13 protein-coding genes and 1 tRNA gene are annotated in these 14591 nt (G+C 60.8%); 7 read left to right on the top strand and 7 right to left on the bottom strand.

All coding sequences use genetic code 11. The features are described from left to right. Positions 1-17: 17 nt before the first annotated feature. Positions 18-767, bottom strand: a complete 750-nt coding sequence (locus AC1DF8_RS15225; protein WP_112547178.1) for a cytochrome c biogenesis CcdA family protein — start codon at positions 765-767, stop codon at positions 18-20. Between the two features lie 318 nt (positions 768-1085). Continuing rightward, complete coding sequence (locus AC1DF8_RS15220) at positions 1086-2021, bottom strand: flagellin N-terminal helical domain-containing protein (RefSeq protein ID WP_112547179.1); 936 nt, start codon at positions 2019-2021, stop codon at positions 1086-1088. Positions 2022-2343: 322 nt separating this feature from the next. On the opposite strand from AC1DF8_RS15220, the gene AC1DF8_RS15215 reads away from it, so the two are divergent. Beyond that, positions 2344-2523 carry a hypothetical protein gene (locus AC1DF8_RS15215; protein ID WP_478154063.1) on the top strand — a complete coding sequence of 60 codons (180 nt, stop codon included), beginning with the start codon at positions 2344-2346 and terminating at the stop codon, positions 2521-2523. Between the two features lie 53 nt (positions 2524-2576). Here AC1DF8_RS15215 and AC1DF8_RS15210 read toward each other — a convergent pair whose 3' ends face one another. The 5 genes from AC1DF8_RS15210 to AC1DF8_RS15190 form a co-directional block, all read right to left on the bottom strand. After that, positions 2577-2846 carry a hypothetical protein gene (locus AC1DF8_RS15210; protein WP_112547181.1) on the bottom strand — a complete coding sequence of 90 codons (270 nt, stop codon included), beginning with the start codon at positions 2844-2846 and terminating at the stop codon, positions 2577-2579. Positions 2847-2895: 49 nt separating this feature from the next. Beyond that, positions 2896-2971, bottom strand: a tRNA-Lys gene (locus tag AC1DF8_RS15205). Between the two features lie 213 nt (positions 2972-3184). Next, positions 3185-4051 (bottom strand): DMT family transporter, encoded by an 867-nt coding sequence (locus AC1DF8_RS15200; protein ID WP_478154062.1) that lies wholly within the window; start codon positions 4049-4051, stop codon positions 3185-3187. Between the two features lie 10 nt (positions 4052-4061). Next, positions 4062-6458: a PIG-L family deacetylase gene (locus AC1DF8_RS15195; RefSeq protein ID WP_478154061.1), complete on the bottom strand. Its 2397-nt coding sequence runs from the start codon at positions 6456-6458 to the stop codon at positions 4062-4064. Between the two features lie 33 nt (positions 6459-6491). Beyond that, on the bottom strand, positions 6492-7709 hold the full coding sequence (locus AC1DF8_RS15190; protein WP_478154060.1) for an ROK family protein: 1218 nt from the start codon (positions 7707-7709) through the stop codon (positions 6492-6494). 262 nt (positions 7710-7971) lie between these two features. On the opposite strand from AC1DF8_RS15190, the gene AC1DF8_RS15185 reads away from it, so the two are divergent. Genes AC1DF8_RS15185 through AC1DF8_RS15160 form a run of 6 tightly spaced genes read left to right on the top strand, consistent with a single transcriptional unit; the run spans position 7972 to position 14481 of the window. Then, positions 7972-9228 (top strand): extracellular solute-binding protein, encoded by a 1257-nt coding sequence (locus AC1DF8_RS15185; protein WP_478154059.1) that lies wholly within the window; start codon positions 7972-7974, stop codon positions 9226-9228. 9 nt (positions 9229-9237) lie between these two features. Next, positions 9238-10185, top strand: a complete 948-nt coding sequence (locus AC1DF8_RS15180) for a carbohydrate ABC transporter permease (protein WP_478154058.1) — start codon at positions 9238-9240, stop codon at positions 10183-10185. Continuing rightward, complete coding sequence (locus tag AC1DF8_RS15175; protein ID WP_112547187.1) at positions 10182-11039, top strand: carbohydrate ABC transporter permease; 858 nt, start codon at positions 10182-10184, stop codon at positions 11037-11039. Before AC1DF8_RS15180 ends, AC1DF8_RS15175 begins: the two co-directional genes overlap by 4 nt. Before the next feature lie 3 nt (positions 11040-11042). Next, positions 11043-12557, top strand: a complete 1515-nt coding sequence (gene argH / locus AC1DF8_RS15170) for an argininosuccinate lyase (RefSeq protein WP_478154057.1) — start codon at positions 11043-11045, stop codon at positions 12555-12557. Next, positions 12557-13588, top strand: coding sequence for an ABC transporter ATP-binding protein (locus AC1DF8_RS15165; protein WP_112547189.1), 1032 nt, complete (start codon positions 12557-12559; stop codon positions 13586-13588). The genes argH and AC1DF8_RS15165 overlap by 1 nt, the downstream gene beginning before the upstream one ends. Further along, positions 13585-14481 carry a carbohydrate kinase family protein gene (locus AC1DF8_RS15160; RefSeq protein WP_478154056.1) on the top strand — a complete coding sequence of 299 codons (897 nt, stop codon included), beginning with the start codon at positions 13585-13587 and terminating at the stop codon, positions 14479-14481. Before AC1DF8_RS15165 ends, AC1DF8_RS15160 begins: the two co-directional genes overlap by 4 nt. Positions 14482-14591: the final 110 nt, after the last annotated feature.

The following is a 14591-nucleotide window of genomic DNA, read 5'->3' as shown; positions in this document are numbered from 1 at the left end:
GGCCAGAGCGTCTTTGCTCAGCCGATTTGCATCAGGATCGGAAAGCTCTGTTGAAACCAGATCGCCACGTTGCTGACCCAGCCGAGCAGAAAGGCGAGGCCGGTCAGCACGAGGAAGACGCCCATGATCTTCTCCACCGTGCCAAGGTGCCGGCGGAAGCGCGACAGGAAGCGCATGAAGGCGCCTGAAAAGCCGGCGGCAATCCAGAAGGGCACGGCAAGGCCGAGCGAATAGACGGCGAGCAAACCCGCACCTGAGCCAACCGTTTCGCGCGATGCCGCAACCCCAAGGATCGCCCCGAGCACCGGCCCGATGCACGGCGTCCAGCCGAAGGCGAAGGCAAGGCCCATGATATAGGCGCCTGTCAGGGTCGCCGGCTTGCCATTACCCTGAAAACGGGCCTCGCGCGCCAGAAGGCCGATTCGGAAAAGCCCCAGAAAATTCAATCCCATGACGATGATGATGAGGCCGCCGATCTTGGCGAGCAGGTCGAGGTGCTGGCGCAGCACCATGCCGATCGTCGATGCACCGGCGCCAAGCGCCACGAAGACGGTCGCAAAGCCGAGGGTGAAGAAAAGCGCCGAGAAAAGCACGCCGCGCCGCACGTCCGGCCCGGCAGCAACCGCGCCGCCGCCACGGAACTGCTCGACCGAAATGCCCGCCATATAACAAAGGTAGGGTGGAACGAGCGGAAGCACGCAAGGCGACAGGAAGGATAGCGCTCCGGCAAGCAGCGCGCTCCAAAGGGAAATATCGGCAATCGACACGCATTCTCTCCGGCGGCAGTCTGAGCGATGTTCCTAGCGCCGTGGCGGGGCGATTGCCAATCACCTTTTTGCGCGGACATAGCAAGCCGGATCTCCATATTGCCGCAGGCCATGCGGGATGCTCCAATTATCCCAACATGAGACAAGGCGCGTGGATATTAACCGCGCGCAAACCATCATTGGCTCTCTGAGTAGATCGACTCAGACGTGACTGGTGGTATTGCCCGGCATTTGCAGGCACCCCACTGCAAATGCCGGGAGGTCCGGTCTGCGTCCATACGAGGCTGGCGCCGGACCTTCCGCGTGCTCTCCCGCCTGTTAGCGACGGAACAGGATCAATATGTTCTGCGTCGATGCATTTGCGATCGATAGCGCCTGAATAGCGAGCTGCTGTTGCGTTTGAAGCGCCGCAAGCCTGGTTGCCTCTTCTTCCATATTGGCATCGACGAGCCGGCCGATGCCGGACTGGATCGAATCGCGGAGATCGCTGACGAAGTTCTGCTGCATGTCGATTCGTTTCTGCATCGAACCGAGCTTGGAAGCGGCATCCGTCATCTTGCCGATCGTCAGGTCCACGCCCTGGAGCGCTACCTGCAGATCGCCAAGGCTCATGTTGGTGACGTCGATCGAAAAAATCGAGGGCATGGTGATCGAAACGCCGCCATACGAACCGACGATGGATGAACCAAGCAGGCCGGACGATGTGTCGATCATGCCACTTGTATTGAGGCCAAAAAGGACGTTCCCGCTCGTGGAGCTGTCGAGAGCGTAATCGGTCGTCTTGACGCTGACGCCATTGCTTGCATCGCGAACGAAGGAAGAGATGACGTTCTTCGTGCTGTTGCCGCCGACAAGCCAGTTTTCGCCGGCAAAGGAGGCAGACTGGGCAATGCTGAGGAGCTGGGATTGAAGCTGGCTGATTTCGTCCTGGATCTTGGCCTTGTCCACACCCTTTTCGGTTGCGGCGACGATCTTGGCCTTGATCTCGTCGACGACGCTGATGGCGCTGTCCATTGCGGCATAGGCTGTATCGAGTTTGGCAGCGCCGAGACCCAGCGCATCCTGAACGGCGGAAAGCGCCTTGTCATCGGAACGCATTGTCGTGGCGATCGACCAGTAGGCCGGATTATCGGAGGCCTTGTTGATACGATAGCCGGTCGCCAGGCGTTGTTGCGTTTCAGCCAGTTGCTTGTTGATGCTGCGCAACGTTTTTAGCGCTGCCATTGCCGAAGTGTTCGTCAGGATACTGGTCATCGTCTCGTCACCAAAGAAGAGGAAGGCCTATCCGGCATCCTGCCGATCGACGGTACCCAGCATCATGCTCCGACTCGCAAAGGGTCGGGCCGTTCGTACGTCTGTTAAACGCCATGATGGCTAACACATTGCTAATAACGTAAAGCTAGAAGTTGCAATGCTGAGGCGGTCGCGATTGGAGGGGCGTGCAATTCCGAATAAGGATAGCCGCGCGAATCAATAGGGGTGGAGATGGGCTGTAAGCCTTTTCCGGTATAAGGCCATTCCGTTGTTGTGACCGCGTGATAGATTATCGCGAGAGAATCCAAGAGGAGAAATATTGATGAGCAGGTTTCGGGCATTTGTGGCAGTTGGCGCGCTGATTGGCATTTCCGTGCTGACGGCATGCGCGACGCCCCCGAATTCTTATGGCTCCGCCTCCGGTTACGTGCCTGGAGATTCGATGAACCGTGCCTGCCGGGACGGTTTCAGGCCGAATGATGGGCGCTCCTGCAGCTATTGAGAGTGAGTGAGTAGGGGCGTCAAGCTGCCAGGATTGTGCCTGGCAGTATCCCGTCAATGCAGCTGCGGCTCATCCTCATCGAGAAAGCTCTGCACGCCATCGCGTTCTGCGGTGGCCAGGAATTCTTCCCAAGCATCCAGATCTGTCGCGAACTTGTCTTCCCAGGTCGTCACGACTTCCGTCTGTGAGATGACCTCAAGGGTCCAATCGCCATTGGTGCCAGCCGGCCGATATATGTCGACCAGCACGGTCACTCCACCGTCTTCGAATTCGCCGGAGAAGTCGGAATGCTCGAGTTTGGGTTCTTTGGGTGTTTTCGGCATTTGACTTCCAGCACCCTCACGCGCGTACAGTTGGGAAACAAAAGGACTATGGTGAGAGCGTCGGGGTTCGAACCCGAGACCTACTGATTAAAAGTCAGTTGCTCTACCGGCTGAGCTACGCTCTCCCTTTCCGCGAGTGCGAAGCACCCCGGCTGGAAGTGCGCGGAACATATGCAGGCGACCTATCGCGGTCAACCGAAAAAATCTCCTTGTGGACGCATTGCGCACATTTCTTGATGCATGCCATCGTCAGAGGGCGGTATTGCAGCGTCCAGACATTCGAGCATCTGATGCAGGCGTCCGGATTGGTGTGGACGATCGATCGACCGAGCGGGAGGCTACCGCCGCCGTCGTTCCAGAAAGGCGACTGCCTGCAAGGTTGCGATGATGACGGCAATGCCGATGAATGTGCGGAGATCGGGCAATTCATCGAAGAAGATGTAGCCGCTGACCGTCGCAAAGACGATCGACAGATAACCGAAGGGCGCAAGCAGGCTGGCGCTCGCAATCTGATAGGCTCGGAGGAAACAGAATTGCCCGAGCTGTGCCAGAAGCCCGATTCCGAGCAGGGCAGGCCAGTCTTCGCCGCGCACGGGCTGCCAGACGAAGAGTGCGGGAATGAAGGTGATGAGGGTCAGGCCCGCCGTATAGAAGACCATCATGACGGTCGTGTTCTCATAATGCAGCATCCGTGTCTGGATCGTCGCCAGTGCCCCGAAGATGATCGACAACAGCACCGCGATCAGTCCGAGATTCCAGGCGAACGTATCCGGCGCCAGCATGATGAGCACGCCGACAAAGGCAAATACTGCGCCGACCCACCGCCAGCGGCTGACCTTTTCGCCAAGCATGATGACTGCCATCAGCATGGAGACGAGCGGCCGCGTGAAGCCGAGCGCATTGACGAGCAACAGCGGCAGCATGGTGAGCGCCACGAAATTGCTGGTCAGCGCGACGGCATTGCAGCTGATGCGCATGATGTTTCGCAAAGGATCTCTGGAATTGGCAAGCTGCCGGCGATGACGCCAGATCAACGGCAGAATAAGCACCAGCCCGATCAGTGCGCGAATGAAGACAAGCTGGATGGCCGGGTAGGATGCGCCCTGCATCTTGACCAGCACCGTCATGCCCGTCACCAGTGTCGTATCGGAAAGCAGCCAGAGAATGCCGAAACGGCTATCCCTGGCTGTGGCAAGGCCATCCATCTCGCGTGCCTCAGGCGGGCTGCACGAGATTGGCAATCAGCCGAAAGGCGCCAGATGTCAGCTTGTCGAGCTGGTGATGTAGCACAAGGCTCGTATGTGTATGTCGGCCCTTGCCGATCTCTGCTGATATCAAGGCACCCTTGAGCGGCTGCTCTTCAGGGTCATGCATGGCAAGCAGCGGCACATAGGCGTCGTCCCAGCGGGCAGCAAAATAGAGGCCGCGCTCCTTGTCCCAGCCATCCCAGTCTGCCGATGTGATTCTGTTCGGACCCCGCAGCAGCGGATGGTCAGGCTCCAGCACGGTCACCTCTGCCGTCGGATCGGTCACACGCCAGCGGACCGAGGGCGACCCGATGTCGATTCGTTTCGGTGGCGTCGCATCTGGCTGCCAGCCATCAACAGGGCGATGGTAAAGCGTTAGCAGGTGGCCGCCCTCTTCGACGAAGCGATGCAGGCGGGCAGTCGCGGCCGCGAGATCCTTGCGGATGCCGAAGGCGAAGATGCCGACGACGATGGTCGTGAAGCGCGAAAGATCGCCTGACAAAGCCTGAGCATCGAGTTCAATGACGTCGAGCCCCATGCGACCAAGCCACAGGCCGACGCGATCTGCGCCGCCGCCGACATAGCCGATTTTGGCGCCTTCAGGCAGTTTGAGGTCGAGGGCCAGAACCCGCAGCAGTTCCGGTTCGCGGAAGCTCGTATGGCCGATATGCGGATAGGCGATCGGCGAGATGCGCATGGCCGGTTGCCCGTCCACGAGCGGCGTGATGGTGACGAGGCCGGGTGTTATGACATCAGGAGCTGAAAGGGTGGTCGCGCCATCAGCCTGGCTGATTGTCCAGCCGGGCGGCGTGGAAAGGCCAACATGCCCCGTTGATGCAGCCTTCATGGTCAGCTTCCGCCCATCGCTTTCTACCGGAATGATGAAGGCATTGGGCTGAAGGGTCAGCGAGTGCCGTGGGGCGATAACGAGCGGCTCTTCGAGATCGACGGCCACTGTGACCGAACGGCCGCCGATCTGCGCCCTGATATCGACGGAAGCATTGCCATTGCCGCCGAGGCTCGACCATCCCGGCTGATACTGCAGGGTCAGCGGCGCGTCCGCTGTCGACGTCAGCTCATAGGCGATTTGCAGCGGTGAGGTTTCTTTCAGGCTTGCCGAAATGCCGTCAGGCAATCTTGCATCGGCATTGACGACTGCAGCGCCGGCGTTGCCGCTGAGATGAAGAGTCAGCCTGCCGATTGCGCCAGGCGAAAGCTCGGCCGGCTCGGCAACGGCGCGAACGAAGACCTGCTCGGCCTCGCAAAGGGCTGCATCGATTTCGACAAGCTTGCGCCGCAGGCGATGCTCGTGAGCTCCGCGGAATGCCTCGGATGCTTGTTCGAGCGCCTTTTCGATCTCACACGCCGCTTGCAGCAACGCATTCACGATGGCGGATCGTTCCGGAAAACGTTCGATCGCCTTGCCGATTGCGCCATCCGCTCGCATCAGCGCATCGACGACACCCTGCGGCAAGTCCGTTTCTCGCGCGAGATCAGCCAGCCTAGAGGGAAGCGAATCGAGGATAGCGCTTTCTGCAACAGTTCCCTCGGCACTGAGCTTTAAGTGCAGTGGCCAACTATTGTGGCCGATATCACGCCAGCGGCCCATGCCCTGAGAGGCATGGTAGTAGCGCGACCACTCCCCGATATGACTGTAACTGACCCCGCTGACCGGCTCGAAACTCGCGACAGTGAGCGGCAATGTCGTGGCTGGTGGCGGAACTTCGTCGTCATAGGTATCACCGCCGCCAGACCACGCAGGCAGGTAGAATTTGGCTACCTGCCAGGGCGTCAGGCCTTCTTCGAAATGTTCCGGAAAGGCGGCGGGATCGGCGGCAAGGCCGATGGCGGTCTCCGCCGCCCGCGTCATGGCGCGATGGTGTCCATGCTGTCCTGGCACGTCGAGGAAGGTCGGCAGCACGATATCGGGACGTTCCTGGCGATAGGCGCGGACCAGCCGCTCGACGATCCGCTTTTCGCCCCAGCGGTCGAAGGTCCGGTCGCCGTTTTTCGAGAAGCCGAAATCGTGGATTGGATCTTCGGGGCCGTGGCCGAGCCAATGGATATCGGCGTCGAGTTCCCGGGCTGCCTCTTCCATCTCCCGACTGCGCAGTATGCCGAGCGCGCCGAGCCGCTCCGGACCAAGTGCATTCTGCCCGCCTTCGCCGCGGGTCGAGCAGGCGACGACGACGCGCATGCCGAGGCCGAGGCGCAGATAGGCGAGCAGGCCGTTATGCTCATCATCGGGATGGGCGCCGGTATTCATCATGGTGACGGTCGAGGTCAGGCGGGAGAGTGCCCGGTGCAGCCGCGTCAGCGAAAGGCTCCGCTTCTGTTTCTCAATACGATCTCGGTCGGTCAGCATGGTTCCTCCATTGGGGCAGACCGGCGGCGCATCTCAAGCTGCGTTATCGGCGGCGGTCGGTGATATGTCGAGTTTGGGGGTGACGGCTTCGAAGAGCGGCAGGGCGGCGGCACCGAGTGCGGCCGTCAACTGGCCGGTCTGGCCGCGAATGACGCGCGGCAGCGCGCGCGTCCGCCGGCTGGCGACCGAGACTGGAAGCGTCTGCATGGCCGCGACGATATCGTCGATAATGGCGTCGGGCAGGGCGCCGCCGAGGATGACGGTCTCCGGGTCGAGAACGTTTTCCAGCATTGCCACCATCGGCGAAAGATAGTCCGCGGTCTCCGCGATCCACTCCTTCACGACGGAATTGCCCTCCCGGTGCAGCACTTCAATGGCCGCAAAATCGGTATTCTCATGGCCGGCCTCGGCGAGCTTCTCCTTCAGTGCATGCAGCGAGGCATAGCGCTCCAGGCAGCCGCGCTGGCCGCAAGGGCAGGGCTTGCCGCGCGGCGCGACAACGACGTGGCCGATTTCGCCGGCATTGCCGAAGGCTCCACGGAAGGGCGCGCCGTCGTGGATGAGCCCGAGACCGACGCCGACGCCGAAATAGATCATGCAGAAATTGGAGATAGCGCGGCCCGAACCGAACAGTCTTTCACCGACGGCCGCCGCATTCGCGTCGTTTTCGACGATGACGGTCTCGCCGCTGGCTTCGCTCAGAACCGCGGCCGGATTGATGCTGCTCCAGCCGGGCAGGGTAGTGGGGCCGACCGAGCTCATGCCTTCGATTTCGAAAGGGCCGGGCATGACCACGCCGATGCCGAGAAGCTTCGACGGGAAACGCTTGCGCACCTTCTTCACTTCACCCGCGAAAAGCGGAACGATATGTTCCGGGTTGGTATTCACAACCGGCATGATCGTTTCGGAACGGACTTTTCCCGAGAGATCGAGCACCGTCGTCACAATATGGTCGGCGGCGATTTCGACGCCGATCGTCACCGCTCCGTCAGGATTGACGGCAAACTGGATCGGTGGCTGGCCGCGGCCGGAGCGCAGCCGGCCAATCTCCATCAGCAGCTGTTCGTCGACGAGTTCGTCAACGATGTTGGCAACGGCCTGCGCGGTCAGATGTGTCAGCTTGGCGATATGCATGCGGCCGAGCGATCCGTGCATGCGCACGACATCGAGCACGACACGACGATTGTGGTCGCGGCTGCGCTCGGGGTTCTTGCCCATCGCGATCTGCTGCTTGCCGGATTGCCGTGTCATCTCTCCGCCCTCGTCTCTGCCGGTATGGATAGCGCCGATATCATGAAGCGAGCAATAGAATAATTAAACTAAATTATCTTATTGACAAAGCCACCCATCCGAACCAGCCTGAAAGGGTCGCAGTGCGATGCCGAGGAAGAGGAGCCTCAGTTCCATCTTTCCGAGCCAATCAAATCGGGGCGCTGCCGATGTGCGGGATGCCCTGGGGAACCAGATGAGCGCGAGCGGAAGGATGCCGGCTCGGGCAATGGAGGAATAGATTATGCGTCGCGGAATCTTATTGGCTGGCCTGTTTGCCGGCATCAGCATGGTTGCGGTCAACAGCGCCCAGGCGGTCGAAATCGAATATTGGCAGTATGTCTATGATACGCGCGTCAAGGCGATGGACCAGCTGATCGCCAATTTCGAAAAGGCCAATCCCGACATCACCGTCAAGCAGACGACCTTCCCCTATGCCGATTACCAGACACGCGTCGTTGCCGCCAATCTCGCCGGTAATGGCCCTGACGTGATGCAGCTCTTCTATGGCTGGCTCGACCAGTTCATCGCCGGCGGCCTGCTGCAGCCGCTGCCGACAGACGCTTTCCCGCATGACCAGATCGAGAAGGATTTCTTCCCGATCGTGACGGCGATGAAGCGTGGCGACGATTATTACGGCCTGCCGACCGCCGTACGCTCGCTGGCGCTCTTCTACAACAAGAAGCTCTTCCAGGAAGCAGGCCTAGACCCGAACAAGCCGCCGCAGACGGTCGATGAATTCGTCGCCGCCGCCGAAAAGACCGTCAAGCGCGACGCCGCCGGCAACGTTGCCGTCGAAGGCACGACGCTCGATATGGGCGGCCAGGATCACCAGTGGTGGCGTGAGGTACTGATCCGCCAGTTTGGCGGCGAGCCCTATACTGCTGACTATTCCAAGGTCACCTACAACAGCGATGCCGGCATCAAGGCGCTGAAATTCTACACCAGCCTGCAGACTGAAAAGAAGGTCGGTCAGACCGGCTTCATGGATGAGGGCCAGGCAGCCTTCCGCGGCGGCAAGGCGGCGATGACGATCGACGGCACCTTCCGCCTCGGCTCCTTCGGCAGCATCAAGGACTTCGAATGGGGCGTCACCGAGCTTCCCGCCAACGCTGACGGCCTGCGCTCCAACTATGCGAGCTATTTCGCCAACGGCATCGGCGCCAAGGTCTCCGGCGAAAAGCTTGAAGCCTCCAAGAAGTTCCTCGCTTACGTCACCTCGCCGGAAGCCATGAAGATCTGGCTCGGCACGGTTGGCGAACTGCCGGCTCGTCGCGAGGCTGCTCTCACCGACGAAAACCTCAAGAACCCGATCTATGCGCCGTTCCTGAAGGCACTCGCTTATTCGCACACTTCGCTCTTCGTGGATGAAGCCGGTCAGCGCCAGAACGCCATCGATATGGTCAACCGCGTTCTGCTTGAAGGCCAGTCGCCCGAGGATTCCCTTGCTCAGGCCGCAACCGCCGAGCAGGAAATCATCGACAACGCCAAGAGCAAATAAGGGACGGCCATGAGCTCCGCACCCGCGAATACGGAAGGGGCGGCTGTCAGCCGTCCCGCCGGATCGTTCTGGGATCGGCTGACGATGCGCCAGAAACGCCTTGTCTGGGTCTGGACATTCCTGGCCCTGCCGATCCTGTTTTACTGCGTGATCCGCTTTTATCCGACGCTGCAGGCCTTCTACCTGTCCTTCACGAATTGGAATCTGATGAAACCGCCGAAATTCATCGGCGTCGCCAATTATGTGAAGCTCTATAACGACCCGCAATTCTGGAAGGTTTTCCGCAATACCTTCACCTATCTCATCATCGGCACGCCGCTGAGCCTCATCATCTCTTTCGTCGTGGCCTTCTTCCTGGATCGCGTGCGTTTCCTGCACGGCCTGATCCGCGCGCTCTATTTCCTGCCGTTCCTGACGACGGCGGCCGCCATGGCCTGGGTCTGGCGCTGGTTCTACCAGCCGGCCCCGATCGGCGTCATCAATGACGTGCTCGGCATGATCGGCTTGCCGCAGCAGCAGTTCATCCGCTCGGTCGATCAGGCGCTGCCGTCGATCATGGTCACCTCGATCTGGGCTGGCCTCGGCTTCCAGATCATCATCTTCATGGCCGGCCTTCGCGCCATCCCGAGCACCTTCTATGAGGCCGCGAAGATCGATGGCCTCGGCGAATGGCCGATCCTTTGGAAGATCACGCTGCCGCTCCTGAAGCCGACGACCGTCTTCCTCGTGGTCTTCTCCTCGATCGGCTTCCTGCGCATCTTCGACCAGGTCTACAACATGACGACCAACGATCCCGGCGGCCCGCTCGGATCGACCAAGCCTCTGGTTCTCATGATCTACCAGACGGCCTTTTCATCCTACAACATGGGGTATGCGGCAGCTCAAACGGTAGTACTTTTCGCCATCCTGCTCTGCGTCTCCCTGCTGCAGCTCTGGATATTGAGGGAGCGCAAATGAGTGCCGTGACCACGAATACCGCGGCACCGCTGCCGAAAGCCAATATCCGCCCCGGCGCCATTATCACGTGGACGCTGCTCTTCATCGGCGGCCTCATCATGGTCTCGCCGCTGCTCTTCATGTTCTCGACCTCGCTGAAGACGGCAGGCCAAGTCTACGACCTGCGCCTGATCCCGGCCGAACCGACGCTGCAGAACTACATCACCGTTCTCTCCGACGGCCGCTTCATGCGCTGGTTCCTGAACTCGACGATCGTCGCCTGCACGGTGACGCTCTCGAACGTCTTCTTCGACAGCCTTGTCGGCTATACGCTCGCCAAGTTCGAATTCCGCGGCCGTTACCTGATCTTCCTGGCGATCCTCTCGACGCTGATGATCCCGACGGAAATGCTCGTCATTCCCTGGTATCTGATGTCGGCACAGCTCGGCTGGCTGGACAGCTATTGGGGCATCATGTTCCCGGGCATGATGACCGCTTTCGGCACCTTCCTGATGAAGCAGTTCTTCGAGACGGTCCCGAACGATTTCCTCGAGGCTGCCCGCATCGACGGCCTGAACGAATTCCAGATCTGGTGGAAGGTGGCGATGCCGCTGGTCACGCCGGCGCTGTCAGCGCTCGCCATCTTCACCTTCCTCGGCAACTGGACGGCCTTCTTCTGGCCGCTGATCGTCACCACCAGCCGCGAACTCTATACGCTGCCGGTTGGCCTCTCGAGCTTTGCCGTCGAGCAATCCATCCAATGGGAAATGATCATGACCGGTGCGGCACTCGCGACATTGCCGACGCTGCTCGTCTTCCTGGTGCTGCAGCGCTACATCGTGCGCGGCGTCATGCTGGCCGGTCTGAAGGGATAAGACATGACCGAAACCAATCCACGCCTTGCCGACAGGAGCGTCTTTCCTGACCCTGTCTACAAGGAAACGGTGCTGAAGCCGCTCTTCGATGGCGCCAAGACGCATCATGTCGACGGTATCCGCCGCATCGACCGTGCCCATCTCGTCATGCTGGTTGAAACCGGCATTCTCGACCGCGAACAGGCCGGCAAGATCGCCGCCGCACTCGAAGCGATCGATCGCGACATCGACCCGGAAAAACTCGTCTATACCGGCGAGGTCGAAGACTTCTTCTTCCTCATCGAGAAGGAGTTGAAGGCCCGTATCGGCGTCGATATCGCCGGTCGCCTGCACACTGCGCGCTCGCGCAACGACATTGACCACACGCTGTTCAAGCTCGGCCTGAAGGAGCGCATCGACGCTCTGATGGTCAAGGCGCGTACGCTCCTCGATGCCATGATTGCGGCAGCCGACTGGGAAAAGGAGACGTTGATCGTTGCCTATACGCACGGGCAGCCGGCCCAGCCGACAACCTTCGGCCATTATCTTTCGGCGGCGATCGAAGTGCTGATCCGCGATATCGAGCGCTTTGCCGAGGCGCGTGAGATCGTCAACCTGAGCCCCATGGGTGCTGCAGCGATCACCACGTCGGGCTTCCCGATCGATCGCGCCCGCGTCGCCGAACTGCTGGGCTTTGCCGCGCCGCTGCGCAATTCCTACAGCTGCATCGCCGCGGTCGACTACACAACCTCGACCTACAGCGCGATCGAGCTGATGTTCCTGCATCTCGGCCGCCTGATCCAGGATTTCCAGTTCTGGACGAGTTTCGAAGTGGGCCAGATCTATGTTCCCAATGCGCTGGTGCAGATCTCCTCGATCATGCCGCAGAAACGCAATCCGGTGCCGATCGAGCATATGCGCCATCTTGCAAGCCAGACCTTTGGTCGCGCCCGCACCGTGCTCGACGTCATGCACAATACGCCGTTCACCGACATGAACGACAGCGAGGGCGAAACGCAGGACATGGGCTACGAGGCGTTCCATTCTGCCGGACGCGTGCTCGACCTGCTGGCAGCCTTCGTCGCGCAGATCAGCATTGATCCGCAGCGTGTGGCCGACAATATCCGCCGCTCCTGCATCACCATCACCGAACTCGCGGATTCGCTGGTCCGCCTCGAAGGATTGTCCTTCCGGCAGGCGCATGAGATTGCCGCGACGGTCGCCCGCGCCGTCGTCGCCAAGGGCGGCGGTCTTTCGGACGACGGCTATCAGCCTTTCCTCGCAGCTTTCGAGGAATTGGCCGGCCGCAAACCCGGCATCGACAAGGCACAGTTTGCCGAGATCGTTTCGCCGGAACATTTCGTTGCCGTCCGCGCCCGTTTCGGCGGTCCCGCGCCGGCACCGATGGCGGATGCGCTTGCAGCCTACCAGGAAAAGGCTGCCGCATTCGCCGCAGATGCGCAGGAAAACGCAGCGCGCGAAGCCGCCGCTGCCGAGGAACTTCAAACCAGATTCACGGCATTGATGGGGGCCGCCTGATGGCAAATATCGAACTGCAGGGGCTCGTCAAACGCTACGGCAAGCTGGATGTCGTCCACGGCATCGATCTTGCGATCGCCGACGGTGAGTTCGTCGTCTTCGTCGGCCCATCCGGCTGCGGAAAATCCACGACGCTTCGCATGATCGCCGGTCTGGAGGACATATCCGGCGGCACGCTGAAAATCGGCGGCGAGGTGGTCAACGAGCGCGAGCCGAAACAGCGCAATATCGCCATGGTGTTTCAGAACTACGCCATCTATCCGCATATGAGCGTACGCCAGAATATCGGCTTCGGCCTTTACACCTCGAAGCTGTCGCAGGTGGAAAAGGACAAGCGCATCGACGAGACGGCGCAGATCCTCGGCCTGACCGATTATCTCGCCCGCCGCCCGGCAGCACTGTCAGGCGGCCAGCGCCAGCGCGTCGCGATCGGCCGCGCCATGGTCCGCAACCCCTCGGCCTTTCTCTTCGATGAGCCGCTGTCGAACCTCGATGCCCAGCTTCGCACCCAGATGCGCATCGAGATCAAGCGCCTGCACCAGCGGCTCGGCACGACAATCGTCTATGTCACGCACGATCAGGTGGAGGCCATGACCATGGCTGACCGCATCGTTGTCATGAAGGACGGCCACATCCTGCAGGCGGGAACGCCGATGGATATCTACGAGAACCCCGCCGATGTCTTTACCGCACGCTTCATCGGCAGCCCGTCGATGAACCTGCTTCCGGGCACGGCGGCAGCCGATGGTCTGCGCATCGGGCAGGGCGGTCCGCATCTGATCGGCGTGCGCCCGCATGATCTTGTCATTGGCGAGGAGGCCGGCGTTCTGTCGCTCTCGGGCACGGTGACGGCCGTCGAGCCGCTTGGCGCCGAAACGCTGGTGCATTTCGATGTCGCCGGGACATCGGTGATTGCTACGGCCCCCGGTAAAGTGATACCGGCCGTCGGCAGCGCGGTGACTGCCCATGCAGCGTCAGGTGCTCTCTATGTTTTCGATGCAAAAACGGAAAAGGCCCTCGGGCGCCAATGACATCTGATAGTGACATGCGATCGGCGGTGCTCAGCATTGGCCGGACCTACTGCGACCTGATTTTCACAGGTCTGGAGACTATGCCCGTTCTCGGGCGCGAGCTCTTTGCTGATGACCTGCGCATTGCCGCAGGCGGCGGCGCTTTCATCATGGCCGCTTATTCCGCCCATATCGGCCGCAAGACCGCCTTGCTCTCCCGCCTCGGAACGGACGGACTTTCCAACGGTCTGGCGGGCGAACTGCAGGCAAGTGGGGTCGATCTGCGCTTTCTCGACCGGGCGGTCGACGCTGGTCCGCAGGTTACCGTCGCCATCAACAATGGCGAGGAACGCGCCTTTTTGTCGCGCCGCGCTGGCAGCGCTGAACCTGCAACGCTCAAAGAGGCGCTTGCCTGGAGCGAGGCGCGTCACCTGCACATCGCCGAATTCGCAACCCTTGCGGAAATCCCCCACTTGATTGCGAAAGCCAGGGAAAACGGGCTTACGGTATCGCTCGACCCGAGCTGGGACGAGGCCCTGATCTACCAGCAGGATTTCCTCGATCGCTGCGAAGGCATTGATCTCTTCCTTCCCAATGTCGAGGAAGCCATAGCGATTACCGGACGTTCCGATCCGACAGAAGCGCTCGACAGGCTCGCCGAGCGCTTCCCGGCCGTCGCGCTGAAAGCAGGCGCCGGCGGCGCTTATTTCGCGGCCGCCAGCGTCCGGCTCCATCAGAATGCTCCCACCGTCAAGGTCGTGGATACGACGGGAGCAGGGGATGCCTTCAATGCCGGGCTCATCCATGCCTGGCTTGGCGGCGCGAGCGCCGATATCTGCCTGCGCGAAGGCATTGCCATGGGCAGCCTGGCGGTTCAGGCTGCGGGCGGCGCTGCGATCCTTCCCTCACGCTAGGGTCTGGGCGATGCCGCGGTCTTTTCAGTGCCGCGGATCGCTCTAATTAACGGGAAGCGGCGCAGAAATCGCTGCACCGGACGGAACCCGGAATATTGGCGTCGAGCCCG

Source organism: Rhizobium sp. 05N49 (assembly GCF_056396805.1).
Note: the sequence above shows the minus strand (reverse complement) of the source record. Positions and strands in the feature narration are given on the sequence as shown.